This window comes from Chitinophaga sp. 180180018-3 (assembly GCF_037893185.1).
Classification (GTDB): domain Bacteria; phylum Bacteroidota; class Bacteroidia; order Chitinophagales; family Chitinophagaceae; genus Chitinophaga.
Genome location: NZ_CP140772.1, coordinates 2,050,005 through 2,073,625, shown reverse-complemented (window position 1 = coordinate 2,073,625; position 23,621 = coordinate 2,050,005). Strand labels below are relative to the sequence as shown.

The window sequence follows — 23,621 nt, the reverse complement described above, 5'->3', positions numbered from 1 at the left end:
TTTTCTTAACATAAAGATAAACACCCGGCAGAGGGATGCCGGGTAAGATAGTACCTACCTTTGCCCGCGCGAAAAAGAGTGTTGTTATTGAATTTTAAAATACGTTTACGATAAGATGAAAAGAGTTCTGTTTGCACTATCCGGTGCATTACTGGTGAGCCAGCTGCAGGCGCAGGTAAAACAATATACCATGGCGCAGGCCCATTCCCATAACGACTATGAGCGAGCCACTCCGTTTTATGCGGCCGCGGCCCTGGAATTCGGTTCCATTGAGGCCGACGTGCACCTGAAAAACGGGGAACTATATGTAGCGCATGATCCCAGCGCGATTGAGCCGTTCCGGACATTCAGGGAAATGTATCTGCAGCCCGTGCTCAGGCAGTTTGCATTATATAATGGCAAGCCCTATGCAGATGGTGCTCCAATGCAGTTGCTGATCGATATCAAAACAGCCGGAAGCCCTACCCTGCAGGCATTACAGGACTTGTTACTGCCTTACCGTAAATATTTCGACCGGAGTATTAATCCCGCAGCTGTGAAACTGGTTATTTCGGGGAATCTGCCGCCACAGTCGGAATGGAGCCGGTTTGATCCTATGTTCTATTTCGATGGCCGGCCAGACAGCGTATATCCGGCAGCGTTAAAACAACGTATAGCCATGCTGAGTGTGGATTTTCACGATTACAGCCATTGGAATGGCAAGGGTACCCTGGTGCCGGCAGACCTGGAAAAGGTATCGGCGGTGATTGATAAAGTGCATCAGCAGGGATTCCCTTTCCGTTTCTGGGGCGCCCCTTCTACCAAAACCACGTATTACAAGCTGATGGATCTGGGGGTTGACTGGATCGGCACCGATTACCCTACTGAGTTGTACGACGTGTTGCACAGCACCGCACGCACTACCGCTGCCGGTTTGCCCGTGCACAACGTATATACGCCCACGTATGTGACGGACGCCACGCAGGTACGCTCAAAGAATGTGATCCTGTTTATCGGGGATGGAACCGGGCTGGCGCAAATGTTCTCCGGCTATACCGCCAACAAAGGCGCCCTGAATATTTTCCAGATGAAGCAGCTGGGATTATCCAAAACGCAATCGACCGATAACTACCATACCGACTCAGCGGCGGGCGGATCTGCGCTGAGTACCGGCGATAAAACCCATAACCGGGCTATTGGGCTCGACAACACCTACGTATCCGTACCAGTGTTGCCGGAAATACTGGCCCCCAAAGGAATCCAGAGTGGCGTCATCGTAACGGAAGAGATCACCGGTGCTACACCGGCAGCATTCTATGGCCACGCTGCCGACAGGGACAGCACCTATACCCTTGAAAAGCAGTTACTGGGCAGCAAGCTGCAGCTGGCAGTAGGCGGCGGCAGAGAGCAGCTGAACAAAGATTTCAGTAAAGCGCTGACCGAGTCGGGTATACAGGTATATGACAACCTGGATAACTGGAATACCAGTACGAAAAACCGTACCCTGGTGGTGCTGAGCAATAAAGCAGTGAGCTCCATGCGCGATGGCAGGGGAAGTTACCTGAAAACAGCGCTGAAAAAGGCACTCCAGCAGCTGAATGCTTCCGGTAAAGGGTTCTTTCTGATGGTAGAAGGCTCCAGAATAGACCATGGCGGCCACTTCAATGACCTGGACTACCTGGTACGGGAGATGCTGGATTTTGATGAAGCAGTAGGAGAAGCACTTCGCTTTGCCGATCAGGACAAACAAACCACTATCATCGTTACCGCTGATCATGAAACCAGCGGCCTGGCATTGATGGATGGCGATATAGCAACAGGCACACTGCGTGGCCATTTCGCCACCAACGACCATACCGGCATCCCTGTGATGGTATTTGCCTACGGGCCTAACTCACAGCTTTTCCGTGGCGTATACGAGAATAACCAGATCTTCCATAAAATGGTGAAGTGCTTCGGAAAATAACCGGACCTTCATATGAATACCGGAATGGCTGTATCCTTTAGGATATAGCCATTTTTCTTTCTGCTACTTCAGGTTTCCGGGATCTGTAACGAAATTCAGGAAAGCGTTGAATTTAGCGTTGTATTTGCGTTTATCCAGTTTGAAATAGAAAGCGCCGCGTTTGGAGCTGAGCCGGTCTTTATCTTTCTGTTTGATCAGTAATCCGGTTGACAGGACCTTCCGGCTGAAATTGCGTTTATCGAACGTAACACTATATACTGCTTCGTATAGTAGTTGCAGCTGGGGAATCGTGAATTTAAGCGGCAGCAGTTCAAACAGAATGGGGTGTATGGCAGCCTTGTAGCGCAGCTTTTCCTGTGCCATTTGTACCATCTCACTATGATCAATAATAAGGTCCGGCAGCTGGTCGAGCGCTACCCATTCGGCCTTATATTCGTCGGTAAGCTGGAGTTTATACTGATTAATATCTATCAGGGCGAAGTAGGCAATAGACACTGTACGCTCTACCGGGTCGCGGGAGGGTTCACCAAAGGCAAACAGCTGCTCCATATAAACGCCTTCCAGGCCTGTGAGTTTGTGCAAAATACGGGTAGCTGCAGTTTCGAAGCTTTCATTTCCCTGAACGAAGCCACCCATGAGGCTCCATTTATTTTTCATGGGTTCGAAACCACGTTTGATCAGTAACAGTTTGAGGGATTCTCCGTCGAAGCCAAAGATGATACAATCAACGGCCACTAACATTCTAGATTGCCCGGAATAACGTGTCATACCAGTAAACGATTTATTATAACTCAGCAATTTATGGTACGCAGCCGACATTTGGAAATTATAATTGTAAATATTACCCTTTTGCCACAAACAATTGTTGTAACACCGGGCCGGTGTAATCGCTGACAAAAGCAATGATATTATCGTATTGTTCAAACTCTTCCCGTGTATGCATAGTGGTTAGTGCCACAGCTTTCATCCCTGCATTGGCAGCGGCCTCCACCCCTTTAGGCGCATCTTCGAAAACGATGCAGTTGGCGGGAGTAACGCCCAATGCGGCAGCACATTTCAGAAATACTTCCGGATTGGGTTTGCTGGCGGCAACATCGTCAGCACTTATCACTGTTTTAAAATAATGACGGATATCCAGGTTGTCCAGCACATAATCTATATTGAATTTATTGGCAGCAGTGCCTATCGCCATCGGGATGCCAGCCAGGGCAGTTTTTTCCAGGAATGCCGGTAAACCTTCGATCAGCCGGAGATGAGGCCGGAAGGCTTCCTGGTACAGTACTTCTTTCTCGTGCGCTATTTCATCCATCTGCCCGGGAGTAAAATGATCTTCGCCAAAAACGCGTACCAGCAGTTCTTCGTTCTTGCCGTACATGTGGCTTCTTACTTCTGTACGGGATAAATTAGCACCCAGTTTCTTCAGCATGTTATACCAGCCTTCGAGATGATATTCCATGTCATTGATCATAGTTCCATTCATATCGAAAAGAAATGCTTCAGGCCGCAGCTTCATAATCCTTTTTTTTGGTAAGCCGCAAAGTTAATTATGATTCTGATGATTTACTCCAGTTTATCTACAGAATCTCATCCGAACTTCGCAGCAAAACTAAATCTGTTACTATGAAAAAGCACTTTATTGCAGCTGCAGTGATCCTGATGGCGGGGGCTGTCAGGGCCCAATCCGGCCAATACAAGATCCTGAAGACCTTCCAGGCGGGGGGTGACGGGAAGTGGGATTATATAGCCCTGAACCCTGTTACCAATCAGCTGTATGCATCGCACGGCACACAGGTGAATATACTGGACAAAAACACCGGCGACAGTACCGGGGTGATACCTAATACTACCGGCGTGCATGGAATTGCTTTTGCAGAAAAGTTCAAAAAAGGTTATACCTCCAACGGGAAGCTGAATACTGTCACTGTTTTTGATATCAAAACCAATAAAGTACTGGGGGAAATCAAGACAGGTGCTAATCCGGATGCTATTATGTACGAACCGTTTTCAGGTAAGATCATCACCTGTAATGGCGGCAGCAAGAACCTGAGCCTTATAGACCCAGCTACCGATAAGGTAGTAGCAACGATAGAACTTGGTGGCAGGCCGGAAACCGCGGTTTCGGATGAAAAAGGCAATATCTATATAAACCTGGAAGACAAAAGTCAGATAACGAAAGTAGATCTCCGCCAGCAGAAAGTTACGGCCACCTGGCCGCTGGGCAAAGGAGAAGCACCTACGGGACTGGCGATAGACCTGCACACCAGGCGGCTGTTTGCAGGTTGCGACAATAAATTACTGGTGATCATGGATGCCGACAACGGCAAGGTCATCGCAGATCTGCCTATTGGCGATGGTTGCGACGGTGTGGCATTTGATGCAGCAGAGAAAAATATTTATGCTTCTAACGGAGAAGGAACACTTTCAGTTATTCATGAAGCAGGAGCTGATAAGTATCAGCCAGTGGCTACCGTGGCTACCCATAAAGGTGCCAAGACGCTGACTATTGATCCATCAACTCATCACATTTATCTCCCGTTTGCAGAGCGTAACGGCAGCACTGTTGTTCCCGGAACTTTCCGCGTATTGGAAGTAGGGAAATAGCATTAAGAATATGGAATGAAGAATTAAGAATGAAGGCGAAGACTTCATCGAAATGTGGTTATCCGATTAAGTCTTCGCCTTCATTCTTAATTCTTCATTCCATATTCTTAATTTCAGTTAATAGTGTTGACGCCAGAGGAAATAGAAAGTACTGCCTTCGCCGGGTACAGAATCTACCCATACCTTACCGCCCTGTTCTTCTACCAGCAGTTTGAATATATTCAGCCCAATTCCGGTGCCTTCTTCTTTGCCGTCGTTATCCAGTCGCTCGAAAAGACGGAATATACGATCAGTGTCCCGCTTTTCTACGCCCGGACCGTTATCTTTTACATAGAATTCAAAGAACTCATCTTTATCGGTTCCGCCGATAGTAATAAGCCCTTCTGCTTTATCGTTGTACTTGATAGCGTTGGAGACAAGATTCTGGAACACCTGTTGCAATTTCAGCCGGTTGGTAGCCAATACCGGCAGCTTTCCGTTGGTGACAATACGGATATTGGCCGGCGGGAATAATACTTCCGTCAGATGCCTGATGAGTTCTGTTACGTTTACTGTTTCTACGACCTGCTCAGCATCACTATGACGGGTATAGTCCATGATAGCAGCGATCATTTGGGTAAGATGGTTAATGGCCCCAAGTGCAATGCTCATATATTCTTTCAGGTCCGGAGCCTCCTGAATCCGTTCATCTTCATTGATCATTGTAAGCAGGCTGATGGCCCCTGAGAGCGGGGATTTGAGATCATGGGCCACTACATACATGAAGCGTTCCAGCTGTTTATTGATCTGTACTTTCTCTACCATGGCCGCTTTCAGCTCCTGCTGAGAAAGATAAAGTTTTTCAAACACGTTTACTTTTGCCCGGGTGATGTTTATATCCAGGGGTTTGGAAAGATAGTCGACAGCGCCTTCTTCAAAACCCTTTATCACGTATTGCTCTTCTTTGTTGATAGCAGTTACAAAGATGATAGAAATATCTTTTGTTCTGGGGTTCGACTGGAGCAATTTTGCCACTTCATAGCCGTCCATATCGGGCATTTGTACATCCAGCATAATCAGGCCGATGTCGTTATGCCGTAATGATATTTTAAGGGCATCGTTGCCTGAAGTTGCTGTTAATATCTCCCTGTTTTCCCCTTCCAGCATATGTTTCAGGGAGACAAGATTCTCCGGCTTATCATCTACCAGTAGTATTGTAAATGTTTTTCGTTGTGGCTTCATCTCTCAACTTTTATTTGCAATGCTAATATATCTTAAGTTATCTGTTATTCCAGCATCCGGGCTGATCATGAAAACAGCCATACCCTCAGGAGGGAGAGCAGTCTGTTATTGTCGACCGGTTTGGCGATATAATCAGAGGCACCAGCTTCGATACATTTCAGCCGGTCGCCGGCCATTGCTTTGGCAGTAAGCGCTATCACCGGGAGTTTCTGAAAACGTGTATCCGACCGAATACGGCCGATGGCTTCATAGCCGTCCATTTCCGGCATCATGATATCCATCAGTACGAGGTCCAGTTGGGGATTGCGATCCAATATTTCGAGAGCTTCCCTCCCGTCGGCTGCAGTCAACACATTGGCGCCATGTTCTTGCATCAGGGCGCTGATGGAAAATACATTGCGCATATCATCATCTGCCAGCAATACCGTTTTACCGGACAGCGTTCCGTTTATGTCTTCATTCATGACAATGCCGGAAGATGTTTGTTTCGTTAGTTTATAGAGGAAAAGTTCCAGTTCATCCATGAGACGGTCGTGTGCATGCACAGCGTTCCTGACAATAGTGGAAGCGAATTTTTTCAGTTGTTGTTCCTCTGTGGAGGTAATATCCTGATCGAGGTACACGATCAGTGGAGTATCCCGTACTTCGGTGATCCGGGAAAGTGTTTGCAGCTGTGCAATACCAGTGTCGAGCGGTTCGCTGATCTCAACAATTACTGCATCATATTGTTTTTCCCAGAGGAAGCGTTCGGCCCTGTCGATATCGGCAATATCGTAGGCAGTGCCGAGGTTGCGTTTTTCACTCATTGCCGGAAGAGAGTGCTCACCGGTCAGGGGGCCGGAGGATACCAATAATACCTTCTTCAGGCGTGATTGTATCCGGTCACTGATCCCGGCGAATACATCCTCGAGATCTTTCAGTTTCAGCGGCTTTCTCGTATAGCCATATATGTTATCTTCCCGCATACGGGGCATATCGGCACCCGTCACCACGTGTACCAGTATTTTACTCAGCTGTTCATTGCTTTTCAGGATTTTTAGAATACTGGCGCCATCGATGTCCGGCAAATTCATATCGAGGATAATGGCAGTCGGCAGATACTTCCGGGCGTAGTCCAGTCCATCCTGACCATTATTGGCAACAACGGTTTTAAATCCCTGATCGCGTGCAAAATCGCGAAGTATGTCTGCGAACCGGACATCATCTTCAATAATCAGTACCAGTTTATCGTGCCTGTTGATATTATCCCGGTCGTCGTTTACTATGTGTGTTACGGCTTGTATTTCATTTGTGGCAGCTGGTGTTTCCGCTATTACCGATATTGCCTCCTCGTTTACCGGCAGGTGGATGGAAAAGGTGCTGCCTTCGCTGCTGCTCTTTTCCAGACGGATGCCACCATGAAGCAGTGCCATCAGCTGAGTGCTGATGCTCAGTCCAAGCCCGGTGCCTCCGTATTTCCTGCTGATAGAGCCATCTCCCTGCTGGAAAGCGCTAAAAATAAGTGCCTGCTGTTCCTGCGGGATTCCCGGCCCGGTATCGCTGACACTCACTCCAAGCATGCCGGGGTCGTTCATGTACCAGGAAAGGGTTACCTCTCCGCCTGCCGGGGTGAACTTAAATGCATTTGACAACAGGTTGCGGATCACCTGTTCGAGCCGAAGTTTGTCTGTCCGGATCGTTTCCGGGATATCCGGAGCCACCTTCTTCACAAACCGGATCTTCCTTTCCTGTGAAAGTACTTCAAACAGATCTGACAAGTCGCTGATGACGGCACTTATCCGCACCTCGTCATAATTCAGGTCCACTTTACCGGCCTCTATTTTCGAGAGGTCGAGCACGTCATTGATAAGCTGGAGCAGATCGGAACCTGATTTATAGATGATACCGGCATATTCGATCTGTTTCCCTGTAAGATTGTTGTCTTTATTTTCCTGTAATATTTTTGCAAGGATGAGCACACTATTCAGTGGCGTGCGCAATTCATGCGACATATTAGCGAGGAACTCAGATTTATAGCGGCTGCTGGCCTCCAATTCACCGGCTTTAAGTGCCAGCGCACTCCTGGCGGCTTCCAGGGCGGTATTCTTCTCCATCATTTCCACGTTCACCTGCCGTAGTTCTTCTTCCTGTACCCTCAGTTCCTCTTCGGAGGCCTGAAGTACCTCTGACTGGCGGCTTAGTTCGTCGTTGGATTGCCGTAATTCTTCCTGCTGGGCAAGTAATGTTTCTTTTTGTTCCTGCACCTGCTGAAGCAGCCCTAATATTTTAGCCCGGGCGTTAGCAGCATTCAGCGCAACAGAAATATCCGTTGATAATACTTCCATCAGGCGTAGTTGCAACGGTGTTATTTCTTTAAATGCGGCCAGTTCTATCACTCCCAGTATTTCTTCATTTATCCGGAGTGGAACAAAAGCGAGGGCGCCGGGTATCATTCCTCCGCTGGCTGAGCTCAGCTGCCAGTATCCTGCCGGTACTTCAGGGACCACCTGTATGTTCCTGGCAGTGGCGCTGGTACCAATAAAGCCCTCTGTCAGCGGCACTGTTTTCGGGACAGCAACCGGCATATTAACGGACGCAGCCAAATGCAATTCCCGATGTAGTTCATCGTAACAATAAATGGCACCGGCCGCAAATGGTACAAAACGGACCAGGGTTTCCAGTGAATGTTGCAACAGCACTTCCCGATTATTCACTCCATGCAGGCTATCGTTCATTTCGTTTGCCCCTGTCAGCAACCAGTTACGTTCATTAACAGTTGTATTGAGTTTTACAACTTCATCCAGCTTATTATTAAGTGCTTCCTGGGCACGCATTCTTCTTTTAAACTCCAGATAAGTTACCCTCATCAGTACAAAGCCCACCAAGAGGATGAACAGGTTGTTCAGCATCAGGGATTTCACCGCTTTGGTAAAGGAAATGCTATTATCTTTTTCCTGCTTAGTCAGCAGGCGTCGTTCTTCTGTGGTTAGGGCCGACATCCTGGCCCGGACCAGATCCATCAACAGGGCTTCTTTTTCTGTGATACTGGCATTTTGTTCAAAACGCTGATGTTCTGAGGCATGGTCCAGCTCATTCCAATAGCTCAATAGCGTGTTGACAGCCGTTTGCAGGGAATCCACATTCCCGTACTGCACCGGGTTATCCGCCACCATGGTACGCAAGTCATTTACTGTTGGTGCCACTTTGGGCAGATTCAGCTCATAAGGTTCAAGGAAATGACGGTTGAATGTGCTCCGGAAACCCCGCCGGGACGATTCCATATCAAAGAGCAGCCGTTGTATTCTTTCAACATTATTCAACACGCGATAGGTTTGCTGTACCCATCCGGCTTCCTGCGTTTGCGTAGTAAATGTCTGCCAAGTGAGGTATCCTCCAAGCAGCACGAGTACCACTACCAGTGTAAAGCCAAGGTACAGCCTGTTAGCCAAAGAAAGTTTCATATAATCAGTTCCTTAAAGGGATAAAAATAGCTAAATGCATTCGGAATTCTATCTTTGCGAGGGCAGCAAAATTTGTCACGATGTAATATAAAACTTATCCCTGATTAAAAACTTTTCCTTAATTTTTGAAGGGGCCATCCAAAACTATTCTTCTCTACTATGGTGGGCGTTTTCTGCCAGCTGGCATCTCCCCGCAGGAACGCTGCTGTTTTCTTTTTAGCACCTTTGGTAAAGAATTTGAAGGAAAGCAGGGCCGCTGATATCCCCTGAAGGTAAGGCGGAGATTTTAACATACTAATAATGCGGAATTTTATGAATAGCTTTTTGTTAATGACCACCTTGTTGTATGGCGCCTGTCAGCAGAATGGCAAAGAGCTGATGCTGGTACAACAGGGCAAGAGCAACTATGTGATAGTGATACCTGAGCAGGCTACCAAAGCAGAAAGCAAAGCCGCCGGCATTTTCCAGGACTATATACAACGCATATCCGGGGCGAAGCTGGCGTTGATCAAAGAAAACGAGTATAAGCAGGATGCACCGGCCGTATTTATCGGTAATACGGCGCACAGCGCGGGGCCGGCTACCATTAAAAATGAAGGATATTACACCGGTACCAGCAATAAGCTGCTCTATATACGTGGAGGCAGCGGGCAGGGCGTGGTATACGGCGTATATCATATCCTGGAAGCGTATATGGGTTGCCGTAAGTATGATCAGGGGCCGGCGCAGGTTCCAACGTCGAAGGATATACGTCTGAAAGATGCCATCGAAGATTTGTCTGAACCCATGTTCTCATATAGGGAAACCTACTACCCTGCAGCTATGGATCAGGAATATTTGTGGTGGCATGGCCTGCACAGGTTTGAAGACCTGTGGGGGCTCTGGGGGCATTCGTTTTTCAAGCTGGTGCCGCCAAAAACCTACTTCAGGGAACATCCTGAATATTATTCGCTCGTAAATGGCAGGCGGCAGCCTATGCAGCTGTGCCTGAGCAATGAAAACGTATATGCCTTAACGGTAGCCTGGCTGAAGAAAGCCATTGCCGCAAACCCGGATGCCATGTATTGGTCTATCTCCGCCGAAGATGGTCCTGGTGCCTGCACCTGCGAGCAATGTGCCAAAGCAGACGCAGAAGAAGGCGGGCCGCAGGGTTCCCTGATACGCTTCGTTAACCGGGTGGCACATGAATTCCCGGAACAACATTTCACCACGCTTGCTTATGGATATACGGCCAAAGCTCCATTAAAAACAAAGCCCGCACCCAATGTGTATATCATGCTGAGCACCATAGACGCGTTCCGGCAAGCGCCGCTGGCACAGGAAAATTCAGCAGCAGCGTTCCGCAAAAACCTGGCAGACTGGGAAGCCACCACCAGCAACCTTTTTATCTGGGATTACACCACACAATTCACCAATTACCTTTGCCCGTTTCCGGATTACCATCATTTGCAGCCTAACATGCAATACTTTGCCAGTCACCATGTGAAGGGGGTATTCTCGCAGGGAAGCGGCGAAACGCAGAGCGACATGGCAGCCTGGAACAGTTACGTACAGGCTTACCTGTTATGGCAACCGAATGCCGATATCAAAAAGATCAACGACGATTTTCTGAAAGGGTATTATGGCGCGGCGGCGCCCTTCATCGCACAATATATGGATGCATTGAGCGCTGCAGTTCAGCATACCCATAGTAACCTGGATATATATGGTAACCCTGTATACAGCTCGCTGAGCTACCTTTCGCCGGCCTTGTTGCAGCAGTATACATCTCAGCTGGATAAAGCCAGGGTAGCAGCAGGCAATAATGCCACGCTGCTACAGCGTATTAATAACGTGCAGTTACAACTGGAGTATGTAATGCTGCAGCAGTCCCGTTTCTTTGGAACCGAAAAAAACGGGTATCTGCTGGCCAACGGCAGTGTTAACCCTTCGTGGCCGGAGCGGGTAAGGCAATTCACCATAGCCTGTAAAGCAGCCGGTGTCAGGGAATTGGCTGAAGGAGGACTTACTCCTGATGCCTATGAAACAGAATGGAAAGAATGGTTTGGCAGGAAATGGGTGCGCAGCCTGGCTTTAGGAGCGCCGGTTACCCTGGCTCATCCTTTTACGCCGGAGTTTACACCTAAGAAAGAGCATACCCTTACGGACGGCCTGCGTGGCGGTAATGACTTCAGTTATAACTGGCTTTTCACTTATGGCAAAGATATGATTGCCACGATAGACCTGGGCACGGCCAGGGCTATACGTCAGGTGAGCATGGATTTCCTGCAGGATGCGCGGCATTATATCTTTCAACCAGCGCAAGTTGTAGTGGAGGTGTCGGCCGACGGGCAACATTTCACCCGGGTTGGAGCAAAGGAAATACCGAAGCCGGAAGAAGATTATAGCGTACACATCGGGAGTTATTCCTTCTCAGTTTCCGGCACAGCACGGTATATCCGTGTGACGGCGAAATGCCCTGGTGCTTTGCCCGACTGGAGGCAGGTAGCTGGCAAGCAGCCGGCATTATGCTGCGATGAGATTTTTGTAGAATAACTCATTGCGGTGGTATCTTCAAAAATAAATTTGGATAATAAACACTGTTCAGTATATTTGCACTGTAAACAATTTAACGTGGGCATAATAGAAAGAAAAGAGCGTGAAAAGGCGGAGATGCGCCGGCGTATTGTAGACGCAGCTATTAAAATGTTTGTGGAAGATGGTTATGACAAGGTATCCATCCGTAATATCGCAGACAGGATAGAGTACAGTCCGGCTACCATCTACCTATACTATAAAGACAAGGACGAGTTGTTGTATGATGTGCAGTCGGAAGCATTTGATACGCTTGCGCAGGAGTTTACGGACAAGGTTAACGACCCTGATCCTTTCAAACGGCTGGAGCAGCTGGCCTATGGCTATTTGCAGTTCGCCATGGATCATCCTGAATTGTACGACCTGATGTTTATTATCAAGGCGCCCATGAATGCTGAAAAAGGTGATAAGTGGAAGAATGGAGACCGTTCTTATGATGCGTTGTATAACCTGGTGAAGGAATGTATAGAGAAGAAGGTGATAAAATTTACAGATGCCACTATTGGAGCGCTTTCGCTCTGGTCGTTTGCACATGGATTTATGAGTCTTTACCTGCGGGGCCGATGTACCAAGGTATCCGGGATAACAGACGAAGAAATCCCGGGCGCGATCCGGCAGGCGGCCAAAGAATATCTTGAGATGATAAAAGCGTAATCCGTCATCATAAAAGCCTCCGGGCTTTTTTTAAAGCACAGTAATAAACACTGTTAAGTATATCAACATCGATAACGAAAGCCGCACTGGCTTTATTTTTTTCGATCTTAATAAACACCGTTCACTATGTACACATCAATCACAAAAGGAGCATTGTTAATATGCCTGCTCACCAGCGCTTTCCGCTCCTTTGCCCAGCATACGGTGCTGGATCAATACATACAAACCGCATTTCAAAGCAATAAAGGGCTGAAAGAGCAGCATTTTCAGCTGAACAAGGCGATGACCGCATTACAGGAGGCCAGCAGTCTTTTCGGGCCCAATGTGGCTTTCCTGGGCAGTTACACCAAAGCTTCCGGCGGCCGCACCATCGATATTCCTATCGGGGATATCATGAACCCGGTGTATGGCACATTGAATCAGCTTACGAACAGTCACAATTTCAAATCGCTCAGCAATGTTTCGGAGCAGCTGAATCCTGATAATTTTTATGATGCAAAGTTCAGGGCGAGTCTGCCATTGATTAACGCGGAGATTTATTATAACCAGAAGATAAAAAGAGAGCAGATCACCCAGCAGCAGGCAGCGCTGAATGTATACAAACGGGAGTTGGTGCGGGATATTAAAACCGCGTATTACCGGTATTATCAGTCGTCACAGGCCGTAGCCATCTACAACACTGCGCTGGCGCTGATCAATGAGAATATACGCATTAATGAGAGCATGGTGCGGAATGGGATCAGGAATAACACTGCGCTTTACCGTTCGCAAACGGAGAAGGAAAAAACAGATGGGGATATTGCACAGGCTATCAATACCCGGAAAAATGCCAAAGCCTATTTTAATTTTTTGCTGAACCGTGGGCTGGATGAAGACATTACGCTGGACAGCACCCTGCTGAGCGTACCTGAATTACTACCAGGAAAAGACATCAATGAAAGAGAGGAGCTTGTGCAATATAAGAGTGCTACCACAGCATTGCGGTTGAACGAGCAACTGCAGCGCTCCTATTTGATACCCAAGCTCAACACTTTTTTGGATCTTGGCTCGCAGGGCACCCTCGCAAATTTTGATAATAAGACACGTTACTACCTGTTTGGACTGAATCTCGAATGGAACCTGTTCGGCTCCCACCGGTATAAATACCGGATCAGGCAGGCTGCCAACGACGTAGCGAGTATTACGAACGCCGCTTCTCAAACTACCGATGCCCTGCAACTACAGCTGTACCAGGCATTGAATGACTATCAGACAGCATTGAAGAATTTTAAGACAGCACAAAGTCAGTTATCATTTGCAGAGCGATATTATCGCGATCAGATGAAAGTGTATAAAGAAGGGCAGCTGCTGTATATAGAATTGCTGGATGCACAGAACCAGCTGACACAGGCCCGGCTACAGACCACGATGGCACAGGCATCTGTGCAAACAGCGTATGCATCGGTGGAACGTGCGGAGGCATCTTACAATATCAATAACAACAATCAATAAACTTACCTTTTATGAAAAATACATTGCTCCTGCTACCTCTTTCCCTGCTTTTGTTTTCCTGTGGCAGCAAGCCTGCGGCTACCGCCACAGTTTCAGATACCATACCAGTAAAAATATTGCCACTGGAAAAACAGGGCACAGCAGTTACCATCAATGCTTCGGGGCAGTTCACTACCGACGATGAAGTATATCTCTCTTTTAAAACCAATGGTATCATCAACAATATACTGGTGAAAGAAGGAGATCCGGTACGCAAAGGACAGTTGCTGGCTACCCTTAACCTTACGGAAATAGATGCACAGGTGCAACGGGATCAGTTGTCGTTCGAAAAAGCGCAACGCGATTACCAGCGTGTGCAGCGTCTGTACAACGACAGCGTTGCCACCCGTGAGCAGCTCGACAATGCCAAAACAGCCATGGATCAGGCTAACCAGCAGCTCAGCACCTCCCGTTTCAACCGCAGCTACTCTTCTATTCATGCTACACAGGATGGTTATGTGCTGCACAAACTGGTAAGCGCCGGCCAGATGGTAAATGCCGGCACGCCTGTATTGCAAACGAACGGCGCCAGCAGCGCCCATTGGAAACTTCGTGTAGGCGTCAGCGATAAAGAGTGGGCGCAGATAAAAACAGGCGACAAAGCCAGCATTGAAGTAAGCGGCGCATCCGGAGAAAGTATACCGGGAACGGTTACACGCAAATCAGAAGGAATAGATCCCCAGAGTGGTACCTTCCTCGTAGACGTGCAGGTGACCGGTAATAAAACAACCGCTATTGCAGCAGGGATGTTTGGGAGATGTCATATCGACGCCAGCACCGCTGCCACCGGTACCGCCTGGAGTATTCCTTATGCCGCGCTGCTGGACGGTAACGGCACCACGGGATTTGTATTTGTGACCAACGACAATAAAACGGCTCAAAGAATACCGGTCACCATCGCAGGCATGGAAAAGAACAATGTACTCATCAGCGCAGGCATGGAACAGGCAAGGGCTCTTATTATTTCCGGCAGCGCTTATCTGAAGGATCAGTCACCCATCCGTATCATCCAATAACATCATTACCATGAAAATAGCCAGATATGCCGTAAAAAATTACCAGTTCACACTGGTGATCTTTATCATGATCATAGTGCTGGGCATCACTACCATCCTCAATATGCCCCGGTCGGAAGACCCTGAAATGAGGGCTCCTCAGTATACGGTGGTGGTGGTATATCCCGGCACAAGCCCGAAAGATATGGAAGATCTTGTAGTAGATCCGATGGAAAAGGAGATCTATGCACTGGATGATATCAAACGGATACGTACTACTATCAACGACGGCGTAGCAGTTATGCGCGTTGAATACAAATACAGCTCCAATGTAGAACAGAAATACCAGGAGCTGGTAAGAGAGGTGAATAACAAGCGGAAAGATCTTCCGGCGGACATCTACAGTATAGAAGTGAAGAAGCTGGAGCCCTCTGACGTAAACGTGTTGCAGGTGGCGCTTATCTCAGAAAATGCGTCACGCGATCAGCTCAGGTACTATGCAGACAAATTGCAGGATGAACTGGAAAAAGTTTCTTCTCTGAAGAATGTGAAGACACATGGATTACCGGATCAACAGGTACGCGTAGAGTTGCAGCTGGACAAACTGGCGCAGCTGCATTTGCCGGTCAATACCGTGATGGCAGCCATACAAAGCGAAATGGCGAATATACCTGGTGGTAGTATTGATGCAGGAGAAAAAACATTCAATATCAAAACCAGCGGCAATTATCAGAACATCAGTGAAATCGGCAACACCATTGTATCGGGCGCCAACGGGAAAAATATATTCCTGAAAGACATCGCCAGTATTTATTATGGTTTTGAAGATGAAAAATATTTTGTTCGCCTCAATAGTCACCGTTGCATTGTAGTGTCTGCTGCGCAGAAATCAGGTGAGAATATCACCAAAACGCAACAGCAATACAAGCCGGTGTTGGAACGATTCAGGAAAACGCTACCGGCCAACATCGACCAGGTACAGTATTTTGATCAGGCCGAAGCCGTGAATGGCAGGCTGAGCGGGTTAGGTAAAGACTTTATCATCGCCATTCTGCTGGTGGCTTTTACGCTGCTTCCATTGGGACAAAGGCCGGCGCTGATAGTGATGATCTCCATCCCCCTCTCCCTTTCCATAGGCATCGTGTTGCTACAGTTGTTTGGCTATAACCTGAACCAGCTTAGCATTGTGGGACTGGTAGTAGCATTGGGGCTGTTGGTAGACGACAGTATTGTGGTGGTAGAAAATATTGAACGCTGGATGCTTGAAGGGCATAGCCGCATGGAAGCCACCCTGAAAGCCACGTCGCAGATAGGGCTGGCAGTTATTGGCTGTACGGCTTCGCTGGTGATCGCTTTCATGCCGCTGGTATTTATGCCTGAAGGCAGTGGTGACTTTATCAGGAGTTTGCCCCTGGCCGTTATACTCAGCGTGCTGGCCTCTATGGCTGTATCCCTGACGATTATTCCTTTTTTATCGAGCCGTTTGCTGAAGGAACATACCGGGCATCCGGACGGGAACCTGTTCATGCGGTTACTCAAAAAGGTGATCCATGGCAGTTATGCCAGGTTGCTCGACAAAGCATTGCACCGGCCATTGATCACCATTGTGGTATCGTTGGTGATATTCATTGCTTCTGTAGGGATCTTCAAAGTGATCGGATTCAGTTTATTTCCCTCATCAGAAAAACCGCAGTTCCTCATCAATGTATTCACGCCGCCACAATCGAACCTTCAATATACCGACAGTATAGTACGTCAACTGGAATCGACGCTGAAGCGGGAGAAGCTGATTGGTACTTTTGCGAGCAATATCGGAAAGGGAAATCCGCGGATCTATTACAACGAGACACAGGAAAATGAGCGGAGTGATTACGCCCAGATATTCGTGCAACTGTTGCCGCATAGTAGTCCCGCTGAAAAGACGCAGCTGATAGAATCACTGCGCAGGAAGTGGACACCCTATCCCGGGGCGAAAGTAGAAGTCAAGAATTTCGAACAGGGCCCTCCGGTATCAGCTCCCGTGGAAGTGCGCATTTTCGGCGACAACCTGGATACACTCCGTTCGATTGCCGGGAGAGTAGAGCAAATGCTGGAGAAAATTCCCGGCACCATTTACATCAACAATCCGGTAAGTACGCTAAAATCGGACATACGCGTAAAAATTGACCGGGAAAAAGCCCAACAGCTGGGTATTCCCACCGTCAACATCGACCGGGTAGTTCGTTTAGCCGTTGCCGGTATAAACCTGGGGCAATACAATGATCAGAACGATGTGAAATATGACATATTGCTTACCAGGCAGAAAAACGGCAAACCTACGCTGGACGTGTTCCACGATCTGTACGTGAACAACAACCAGGGAACCGCGATACCACTTTCTCAAGTAGCACACCTGGAGTTGGAAACATCTCCCCTGACCATTAAACATCAGGAAAAAAACCGGGTAGTAGCAATAGGTGCATTCATTAAAAAGGGTTTTCTGACAGATCAGGTGATCAATAATGTTATCACGCAGATGAATACCATGAAGCTTCCCACCGGATATACATATGAGATGGGTGGAGAATTGGAAAGCCGGAAAGACTCCTTTGGTGGATTCTTAACAGTGATCATTGTGACCGTATTTATGTTCATTGCGGTGCTGATCCTGCAGTTTAAGACGTTTAAAAGTACATTGATCGTATTGTCGGTGATCCCCCTGGGAATCGTGGGAGCGGCCATTGCACTGTGGCTTACAGGCAATACACTTTCTTTCGTGGCCATCATAGGGTTGATAGCGCTCGCAGGCATTGAGGTAAAAAACACGATCCTGCTGGTAGACTTTACCAATCAGCTGCGTATGCAGGGCATGCCGCTCGAAGCCGCAATACGGCAGGCAGGAGAAGTACGTTTCCTCCCGATTGTGCTTACCTCGCTGACGGCAATAGGTGGTCTGATCCCGATTGCGATATCTACTAATCCGTTGATAGCACCGTTGGCTATTGTGTTGATTGGAGGGCTGATCAGCTCTACCTTATTATCCCGTATAGTCACTCCGGTGGTGTACAAACTGATACCACCGCGTATTGAAGAAACGAAGGGGAATGGCAGTACGCATCATTCCTCAGCCGAAGGAGAAAGACTGGTTTTACCACATGCCATGATACACAATTCCTGATTTCCAGAAGGATTCCTTATTTTTAAGCATAATTTTTGCTTGTAACCAATCCTCTGAAAAATTAGTTATTATGAAAAAAATCTTTCTGGCATTTGCTACTATGTTATTCTTTATTTGTGTAGGCACACAGTCGTCGCAGGCGCAGCTGAAAAGATTTAGCATAGGCCCTTTTGTTGAAGCGGGTTTTCCGACCGGCGATTTCAGCAAAACACATAATACCGGTTACGGTATTGGTATAGGCGCCGATGTAAAGCTGGTAGCTGGTTTGACAGCGGTAGGATCTATCAGTTACTTCCAATTCGGGGGTAAAACTGTTGCCACGGGTGTTGGTACTAACACTTACGACTATCCGAACGCGAAAGTGGTGCCTATTCGTTTGGGGTTACGGTATCAGCTGATCTCTCTGCTTTATGTAAAAGTAGAAGGTGGTACTGCTAAATTTACCGGCGACTATAACAACGGTGTTGGTGCGCTGGTGGCGCCAGGAATTGGCATCCGTTTCCTTGGCCTGGACGTAGAAGGCAAGTATGAAGCCTGGTTCCAGAATGGAACAAAAGGTTTCTTTGGACTGAAGGCAGGATATAATTTTTAGAATTACGAATAGAGAGTAAAGAATTAAGAAGTAGAGCGAAGACCTTAGCGATTTATTATTACTCGCTAAGGTCTTCGCTCTACTTCTTAATTCTTCATTCTCTATTCTTAATTAATAGTAGCGGTCCAGGTACGTTCGAAGGTTTGATTGGGAGCGAGGCGGTTGATGCCTTCCTTATCTTCGAGGAGGCCGGAGGCGTTTACGCTGTCGGCGATACCGCACCAGGGCTCGATACAAACGAAGTTAGCATCTTTGGCAGCCCAGATACCCATGTAAGGGAAGCCCTCGAATTCGAGGGTCAGGCTATGAGGAGTGCGTTTACTTTTTATACTGATGGCAGTGGATTCCAGGGATTTGAAGACCAGTGCATCGTTATAGAATAATGATTTCTTCAGGGGTAGTTCATGGGTGTGATCCAGGAAGGGTATTGGAGCAGTTTCTATTTGCCCACCTGCTGACAATGGCCAGATACCGGCATTCTCTTCTTTGTTGAAGTAAAGGTAGTAATCCTCGTAGGTAGTATCAGGTATCAACGGTAGCTTAAATGCAGGATGCGCACCTACAGAAAACAACAACTGTTTTTCGTCGAGGTTCAGTACCTGGTAAGTTACCTGTAGCTGATCGTCCTGCAGCAGATACAGTATGCTGAATTCGAAGCGAAATGGATATACTTTTCTTGTAGCATCGTTGTCGGACATAAGAAATCTCACATGTTCACTGCCCTGTTCGGTTACTGTAAACAACTGTTCCCTGGCGAAGCCGTGGCGGCCCAGCGTATATTGCTGGCCGTTATACTGATAGGTATTATCTTTTAAACCACCTACTATCGGGAATAATACCGGGCTTCGTTTAGCCCAGAAGGCAGGGTCTCCATTCCAAAGATATTCGAGACCGGAGTCTTTGCGGATAATGCTCTGCAATTCTGCTCCCTGAGGGTTTAGCTGAACGGAGAGTTTTTCGTTGGAAATATGTATCATAGATTGTTGCTGTTAAAGAACCCTGCGAAGATAATTAAGAATCAGGAATGAAGAATTAACAAACAGCGCGAAGACCTTAGCGATTTACTTTTATTCACTAAGGTCTTCGCGCTGTTTGTTAATTCTTCATTCCTGATTTCTAATTACTTTTTAATTCTGTATCCGTAGCCCAGGCAAACCGTGCCAGCGCCGGTGTTATTTTTACCGATACCGTCGTTTTTCTGAATGTTACGGAAACCATAGTTGCCACCACCTTCGATGAATACCTGGTTACGGCCGAAAAGATAAGCCAGTCCGAGGTTTCCACTGATACCAATATTGAAGGTATTCAGCTGGTCCTTGATATTCTGTGAGCTGCTTTGGAAATTCTGGCCTGTTGGCTGTGTACCTGCTTCATCTAAATAAATCGGGCCACTGCCTGTTACTACCTGTTTGGCGTTTAGCAGGAAGCCGAAGAAGGGGCCGGCATCCACGTAGAGGCGTAAAGGAGAGTGACCCAGGTTCCAGCCGAATTTAGCCAGGATGGGCACCATGAGATAATTGAGCTTTGCTTCACTTTTGAAGTCGGAGTAAAAATAAGGAGGAGTAGGCCCCATAGGATTGGGAAATGCCTGCAACCCGGTTTTCTTACCTCCTTGTGATGAGTAATCGACCATTGCTTCAACAGAGAAAAGTTTGCTGACGTGGTATTCTCCGAATATGCCAAAATCAGGCCCCAGTCGGGAGCTGTAGCCGCTATTAAGAGGATTTTTTACGCTGCCGCCGGCAGTGAGATTGGGAATACTGATGCCTCCGCGAACACCGAGGTCAATCTGTGCGTTTGCCTGCATGCAACCGAATATCAAGAGAGCAGGCAGGAGCCATTTAAAAGAGCTTTGGATTTTCATGACAAAATAGTTATCCTCAAATTTAATGATTATCTCACATTACTTAACCAACCGGTAACATTAAAACCATTATAGCATTTGGTTCATTACATACCTCATGATAAGTATCGTTCATTCGTGAGTGCCAGTATCATGTTGCTCAGCACGTTTAAAAAACGGGCCGGTCCTGCGGCAATGATGAGGGCCGGGATAAGGTATCACTGAAGGTTCGCTGGAATAAAAAGAAGATAAAGAATATCTTTACCGTTCGTTTCAACCAGATAAAAATACAATATGAGCAAACAAGCCACCAGTTCCCCGGTATACAGTATTCCATTAACCTATCGTAAGATGGAAAACCTGCATATCGTTTTTTGGTTACTGAAAGATATCAGCTGGTGTATGATATGGAAGCCACTGGGCGTGGCAATGATTTTTCCAACACTGATCATTTCCATTGTCATTGCCTGGCGCACCCGCCAGTTTATGTCAGAACTTTGTCATAATGTAGCTATCTCTGTATGGATCACTGCCAACTCCTATTGGATGATCAGTGAGTTCTTTCATTTTGATGCCCACGTAATCGCAGGTGATATTACCTATAAGCACCTGGCGTTAATCCCGTTCTTTACCGGACTGATTATATTGATGTATTATTATCTGTATTATCAGCCACGGCATAAGGAAGAAACAGAGATGATCACAGAATAAGCCTGGCTGACAAGAGCAGGTTTATTCGTTTGTATTGATATCAGGTGGTGTCACCTGTAGGAGATGACGCACAAAGAAGTCGCAGCGCCGCTGCCTTCCATATGTACCGCCGCTGGTGTGGCCTATTCCCGGGAGTGGCAGGAATTCGAAAGTTTTTCCGCTTTTAATAAGGGCGCTGGCAACGCGGTAGGTAGATTCAGGCGGCACATTGGTATCGGCCTCCCCTACGATGAGCAACAGGCTGCCTTTGAGTTTTTCTGCGTTGGTAACATTGGATTGTTCGTCGTAGTGTTTACCCACCGGATAGCCCATCCATTGTTCGTTCCACCATTGTTTGTCGATACGATTATCATGACAACCGCAGGAAGCTACGCCGGCCTTATAGAATTCGGGATGGAACAGGAGTCCGCCCAGCGCATTTTGTCCGCCTGCGGAAGTTCCGTATATCCCTACCCGTGAGGTATCCACGAAGGGATATTTTTCTGCCAAAGCTTTAATCCAGCGTATTCGATCCGGGAAGCCGGCATCAGCCAGATTTTTCCAGCATACATCATGAAAGGCCTTGGAGCGATTAGCGGTTCCCATGCCATCGATTTGAACAACGATGAATCCCATATCAGCGAGGGCCTGCATTTCTGTATAGTAGCTCATGAAGCTTTTGGGGACGAAAGCATCCTGAGGACCGGCGTAGATGTTTTCGATGACGGGATACATCTTAGTAGTATCGAAGTTGGAGGGGCGGCAAACGATTCCCCAGATATCGGTTTTACCATCGCGGCCCGTAGCTTTAAACGGTTCGGGAAAAGGCACGCCCAGTGCGCGCCAGGCGCTCACATCAGCATGCTCGAGGGTGGCTACCAGTTTTCCGTCGGCCGTACGCCGGAGTTCATTAACGGGGGGCACATTCACCTGTGAATACTTATCGATATAATATTTGCGGCCGGGAGAAAAGAATACCAGGTGATCGCCGGTATCCGGCGTTAATGCCAGCAGTTTTTTACCATCGAAGCTGATCCGGTAATGATGAACGAAATAGGGATCTTCTCCTTCATTGCGGCCGCTGGCTCTGAACCATATTTCGCGGTTAACCGCATCTACGCTGTCGACACCCCTGACCACCCAGGGGCCTTTGGTTATTTGATGTTGCGTGCCGGTAAGCGTGTTAACGAGGTAGATATGCCTCCATCCGTCTTTCTCGGAAGTTAACAGCATTTCATTGGTTTCGGGTAAATAATGTGTATAAAGCCTGGATTCATATATAAAAGTGGATGTGCGCTCTTCCAAAATCGTACGGGTGTTTCCGTTAGTTGTATTCACTTCAATGACGCGAAAACGCTGGTGGCCGCGATCTACCTTTTCATAAACGAAATAGCCCGGTTGCTGATGACGCCAGTGAAGTACGGGCGTTCCCAGGAAATCGATCGCATCTTCCTTTACGGGTGTTACTTTGCGGGTGGCGGGATCGAAGATGAGCATCTGCCAGGTGGTGAATGGGTCGCCAGGTTGTTTATATGACTGGGAGCGCAGCTGACCGCGGGTGGTACCTGGCACGTCCGACAATACATAGAACACTGAAGAATCTGTTACCGGGCGCACCTTGTAGCCAATGAAGCAGCGGCTGTCGGGCGACCAGGCCAGGGCGCCGTAATAGCTACGGGAAGTATCAGCATCGTTGGTTAAAGCAGTAACCGCGTTTGTTGTGAGCGATTTCACATATACGTTCCCGTTAATAATTTCTGTTTTCCACTGCTTATCAGGTGAAGTGGCATCTGTTTCAAAGATATCCCAGCGTACAGGTTCGTGTGCGCGTATCAGTTCAGGAACTATGCCAGTGGCCAGCAGGCGCGTTTTCCGTAGTGAATCTGCAACGATGGTTTTCTGCCCGGAAGAAGCATTCACAAGGTACATCGTAGTATCTCCATCAGGGTTGCCTGCCAGGTAGCAGAAAGCGGTATCGCCCGGAAGCCAGTGGGCATCTACATTATGCCTGAACACTGTTTTTTTGGTAAGGCTGTCGAGCAGTTTACTTTTATGATAGCGTTGTACTATTTCTTCATGGCTGGGTGTATAGCGGCTCAGCGGCTGCTGGGCAAAGGAATGCAGGGATGGGATTACTAGCAGCAACAACAGGCCGGAGAGCCGGGAAAGCTTTATCATGTATATGTTTTATCAGATGAATTTTAAAAGTAATAAAGATGTCCAAATCCCTTTGCCCGTTTTTTGACCACCCTTTCCAGTATCTTCACCAGAAGTAATAAAAGCAGCCGATCCCACTGCAGTAGCCGGAAAGGCAGTATTAATAGTTAATTAATCGATTTCGTAACTAGTTGAAAAAACAATACCACTACATTTGTAAAA

The 23,621-nt window shown here is 47.6% G+C and carries 17 protein-coding genes; 9 read left to right on the top strand and 8 right to left on the bottom strand.

Going from position 1 to position 23,621, the window contains the following annotated elements; all coding sequences use genetic code 11:
- Positions 1 to 115: 115 nt before the first annotated feature.
- Positions 116 to 1,945, top strand: coding sequence for an alkaline phosphatase (locus tag UNH61_RS08425; RefSeq protein ID WP_326991639.1), 1,830 nt, complete (start codon positions 116 to 118; stop codon positions 1,943 to 1,945).
- 63 nt (positions 1,946 to 2,008) lie between these two features.
- On the opposite strand, the gene UNH61_RS08420 is transcribed toward UNH61_RS08425, so the two are convergent.
- On the bottom strand, positions 2,009 to 2,713 hold the full coding sequence (locus UNH61_RS08420) for an NUDIX domain-containing protein (RefSeq protein ID WP_326991638.1): 705 nt from the start codon (positions 2,711 to 2,713) through the stop codon (positions 2,009 to 2,011).
- A 73-nt stretch (positions 2,714 to 2,786) separates the two neighbouring features.
- A complete protein-coding gene (locus tag UNH61_RS08415; protein WP_326991637.1) occupies positions 2,787 to 3,458 on the bottom strand; it encodes an HAD family phosphatase in 672 nt (223 codons plus the stop codon).
- 107 nt (positions 3,459 to 3,565) lie between these two features.
- Between UNH61_RS08415 and UNH61_RS08410 the strand changes: the two genes are divergently transcribed.
- Positions 3,566 to 4,546: a YncE family protein gene (locus UNH61_RS08410; RefSeq protein ID WP_326991636.1), complete on the top strand. Its 981-nt coding sequence runs from the start codon at positions 3,566 to 3,568 to the stop codon at positions 4,544 to 4,546.
- Positions 4,547 to 4,663: 117 nt separating this feature from the next.
- Here UNH61_RS08410 and UNH61_RS08405 read toward each other — a convergent pair whose 3' ends face one another.
- The 3 genes from UNH61_RS08405 to UNH61_RS08395 all read right to left on the bottom strand — a co-directional run bounded on the left by UNH61_RS08405 (position 4,664) and on the right by UNH61_RS08395 (position 9,500).
- The gene (locus UNH61_RS08405; protein ID WP_326991635.1) at positions 4,664 to 5,767 is read right to left on the bottom strand and encodes a response regulator; all 1,104 of its coding nucleotides are present in this window, start codon (positions 5,765 to 5,767) and stop codon (positions 4,664 to 4,666) included.
- A 65-nt stretch (positions 5,768 to 5,832) separates the two neighbouring features.
- A complete protein-coding gene (locus UNH61_RS08400; protein WP_326991634.1) occupies positions 5,833 to 9,207 on the bottom strand; it encodes a response regulator in 3,375 nt (1,124 codons plus the stop codon).
- Positions 9,208 to 9,311: 104 nt separating this feature from the next.
- Complete coding sequence (locus UNH61_RS08395) at positions 9,312 to 9,500, bottom strand: hypothetical protein (protein ID WP_326991633.1); 189 nt, start codon at positions 9,498 to 9,500, stop codon at positions 9,312 to 9,314.
- A gap of 19 nt (positions 9,501 to 9,519) precedes the next feature.
- On the opposite strand from UNH61_RS08395, the gene UNH61_RS08390 reads away from it, so the two are divergent.
- From UNH61_RS08390 to UNH61_RS08365, 6 genes are all read left to right on the top strand, one after another.
- Complete coding sequence (locus UNH61_RS08390; RefSeq protein ID WP_326991632.1) at positions 9,520 to 11,742, top strand: DUF4838 domain-containing protein; 2,223 nt, start codon at positions 9,520 to 9,522, stop codon at positions 11,740 to 11,742.
- A gap of 78 nt (positions 11,743 to 11,820) precedes the next feature.
- The gene (locus UNH61_RS08385; protein WP_326991631.1) at positions 11,821 to 12,435 is read left to right on the top strand and encodes a TetR/AcrR family transcriptional regulator; all 615 of its coding nucleotides are present in this window, start codon (positions 11,821 to 11,823) and stop codon (positions 12,433 to 12,435) included.
- A 126-nt stretch (positions 12,436 to 12,561) separates the two neighbouring features.
- The gene (locus UNH61_RS08380; protein WP_326991630.1) at positions 12,562 to 13,926 is read left to right on the top strand and encodes a TolC family protein; all 1,365 of its coding nucleotides are present in this window, start codon (positions 12,562 to 12,564) and stop codon (positions 13,924 to 13,926) included.
- A gap of 11 nt (positions 13,927 to 13,937) precedes the next feature.
- On the top strand, positions 13,938 to 14,981 hold the full coding sequence (locus UNH61_RS08375) for an efflux RND transporter periplasmic adaptor subunit (RefSeq protein ID WP_326991629.1): 1,044 nt from the start codon (positions 13,938 to 13,940) through the stop codon (positions 14,979 to 14,981).
- Positions 14,982 to 14,991: 10 nt separating this feature from the next.
- The gene (locus tag UNH61_RS08370) at positions 14,992 to 18,117 is read left to right on the top strand and encodes an efflux RND transporter permease subunit (RefSeq protein WP_326991628.1); all 3,126 of its coding nucleotides are present in this window, start codon (positions 14,992 to 14,994) and stop codon (positions 18,115 to 18,117) included.
- Positions 18,118 to 18,187: 70 nt separating this feature from the next.
- Complete coding sequence (locus tag UNH61_RS08365; protein ID WP_326991627.1) at positions 18,188 to 18,709, top strand: hypothetical protein; 522 nt, start codon at positions 18,188 to 18,190, stop codon at positions 18,707 to 18,709.
- Positions 18,710 to 18,816: 107 nt separating this feature from the next.
- On the opposite strand, the gene UNH61_RS08360 is transcribed toward UNH61_RS08365, so the two are convergent.
- Positions 18,817 to 19,686, bottom strand: a complete 870-nt coding sequence (locus UNH61_RS08360; protein ID WP_326991626.1) for an aldose 1-epimerase family protein — start codon at positions 19,684 to 19,686, stop codon at positions 18,817 to 18,819.
- 143 nt (positions 19,687 to 19,829) lie between these two features.
- Complete coding sequence (locus UNH61_RS08355) at positions 19,830 to 20,573, bottom strand: porin family protein (RefSeq protein ID WP_326991625.1); 744 nt, start codon at positions 20,571 to 20,573, stop codon at positions 19,830 to 19,832.
- Between the two features lie 273 nt (positions 20,574 to 20,846).
- Between UNH61_RS08355 and UNH61_RS08350 the strand changes: the two genes are divergently transcribed.
- A complete protein-coding gene (locus tag UNH61_RS08350) occupies positions 20,847 to 21,263 on the top strand; it encodes a hypothetical protein (protein ID WP_326991624.1) in 417 nt (138 codons plus the stop codon).
- 21 nt (positions 21,264 to 21,284) lie between these two features.
- On the opposite strand, the gene UNH61_RS08345 is transcribed toward UNH61_RS08350, so the two are convergent.
- On the bottom strand, positions 21,285 to 23,420 hold the full coding sequence (locus UNH61_RS08345; RefSeq protein ID WP_326991623.1) for a prolyl oligopeptidase family serine peptidase: 2,136 nt from the start codon (positions 23,418 to 23,420) through the stop codon (positions 21,285 to 21,287).
- Positions 23,421 to 23,621: the final 201 nt, after the last annotated feature.

Bases quoted from the DNA above. Each gene is read 5' to 3' on its own strand.
- UNH61_RS08425 (WP_326991639.1), top strand. From the start codon at position 116: ATGAAAAGAGTTCTGTTTGCACTATCCGGTGCATTACTGGTGAGCCAG.
- UNH61_RS08420 (WP_326991638.1), bottom strand. From the start codon at position 2,713: ATGACACGTTATTCCGGGCAATCTAGAATGTTAGTGGCCGTTGATTGT.
- UNH61_RS08415 (WP_326991637.1), bottom strand. From the start codon at position 3,458: ATGAAGCTGCGGCCTGAAGCATTTCTTTTCGATATGAATGGAACTATG.
- UNH61_RS08410 (WP_326991636.1), top strand. From the start codon at position 3,566: ATGAAAAAGCACTTTATTGCAGCTGCAGTGATCCTGATGGCGGGGGCT.
- UNH61_RS08405 (WP_326991635.1), bottom strand. From the start codon at position 5,767: ATGAAGCCACAACGAAAAACATTTACAATACTACTGGTAGATGATAAG.
- UNH61_RS08400 (WP_326991634.1), bottom strand. From the start codon at position 9,207: ATGAAACTTTCTTTGGCTAACAGGCTGTACCTTGGCTTTACACTGGTA.
- UNH61_RS08395 (WP_326991633.1), bottom strand. From the start codon at position 9,500: ATGTTAAAATCTCCGCCTTACCTTCAGGGGATATCAGCGGCCCTGCTT.
- UNH61_RS08390 (WP_326991632.1), top strand. From the start codon at position 9,520: ATGAATAGCTTTTTGTTAATGACCACCTTGTTGTATGGCGCCTGTCAG.
- UNH61_RS08380 (WP_326991630.1), top strand. From the start codon at position 12,562: ATGTACACATCAATCACAAAAGGAGCATTGTTAATATGCCTGCTCACC.
- UNH61_RS08375 (WP_326991629.1), top strand. From the start codon at position 13,938: ATGAAAAATACATTGCTCCTGCTACCTCTTTCCCTGCTTTTGTTTTCC.
- UNH61_RS08370 (WP_326991628.1), top strand. From the start codon at position 14,992: ATGAAAATAGCCAGATATGCCGTAAAAAATTACCAGTTCACACTGGTG.
- UNH61_RS08365 (WP_326991627.1), top strand. From the start codon at position 18,188: ATGAAAAAAATCTTTCTGGCATTTGCTACTATGTTATTCTTTATTTGT.
- UNH61_RS08360 (WP_326991626.1), bottom strand. From the start codon at position 19,686: ATGATACATATTTCCAACGAAAAACTCTCCGTTCAGCTAAACCCTCAG.
- UNH61_RS08355 (WP_326991625.1), bottom strand. From the start codon at position 20,573: ATGAAAATCCAAAGCTCTTTTAAATGGCTCCTGCCTGCTCTCTTGATA.
- UNH61_RS08350 (WP_326991624.1), top strand. From the start codon at position 20,847: ATGAGCAAACAAGCCACCAGTTCCCCGGTATACAGTATTCCATTAACC.
- UNH61_RS08345 (WP_326991623.1), bottom strand. From the start codon at position 23,420: ATGATAAAGCTTTCCCGGCTCTCCGGCCTGTTGTTGCTGCTAGTAATC.